This window comes from Rhizobium cerradonense, assembly GCF_030182455.1.
Taxonomy (GTDB): Bacteria; Pseudomonadota; Alphaproteobacteria; order Rhizobiales; family Rhizobiaceae; genus Rhizobium.
Genome location: NZ_JAQJCK010000077.1, coordinates 1 through 791, shown reverse-complemented (window position 1 = coordinate 791; position 791 = coordinate 1). Strand labels below are relative to the sequence as shown.

At 63.7% G+C, this 791-nt stretch carries 2 protein-coding genes; one reads left to right on the top strand and one right to left on the bottom strand.

The features are described from left to right. The coding region (locus PH547_RS33745; protein ID WP_285170488.1) for a hypothetical protein at nucleotides 1–230 on the bottom strand (230 nt) is incomplete at its 3' end. 97 nt (nucleotides 231–327) lie between these two features. Between PH547_RS33745 and PH547_RS33740 the strand changes: the two genes are divergently transcribed. After that, a complete protein-coding gene (locus PH547_RS33740; RefSeq protein ID WP_058328783.1) occupies nucleotides 328–627 on the top strand; it encodes a DUF736 domain-containing protein in 300 nt (99 codons plus the stop codon). Nucleotides 628–791 lie beyond the last annotated feature (164 nt).

Here is a 791-nt window from a genome sequence, read left to right as displayed (position 1 = left end):
GGAGAGGTGATGGCGCCGGCGGCGCCGTTGATCATGCCGATGAGGCGACAACCGATCATTCGCGTCGTTCTCTGCTGACGGCGCAAAGCCCCCGATAGGGCCTCTCTTTTGGGCTGGTCTGGCACCGGACCGGCCCTGGCCTGCAACGGCTCCGCCGACCTTCTTCCCCTGACCGCAAGCGGCCATTCCTCGCGAGCCAACAAGCTCGGCTGCCGCCGTCCTACGCTCACGCTGCGGTCCTGCAGATGCATTCCGTCCAATCCGTCGCCTCTCGACCGCCATCGAGGCCGCATCGGGTGGCTTCGGACAACCTCAGGAGATAAGACAATGGCTCAGATCGGCACCTTCACCCGCGACGAAAACGGCACCTACGCAGGCACCATCAAAACCCTCACCCTCAACGTCAAGGCCACCATCAAGCCCTGCGACCGCGATAACGACCGCGCCCCGGACTTCCGCGTCACTGCAGGCGGTGTCGAGTTCGGAGCAGGCTGGACCCGCACCGCCCGCGAAACAGGCGCCGAATACCTCTCGCTCAAGCTCGACGATCCGTCCTTCACGGCCCCGGTCTACGCCTCCCTGGTCCAGGGCGACAAGGGCGAGCACAAGCTCATCTGGTCGCGCTGACCAGCACATCGGCGCTCCGCTTCACGGCGGGGCGCCTCTTCCACACCAGTGGAATTATGCGGAGCAGAAGCCGCCGCTATCGTCGAGAAATCCAGCCTTCAGCGATCAGCACTCCGCATAATCACACTCTCAGCATAATCGACGTTTTGCGGTGCACCGCAAAA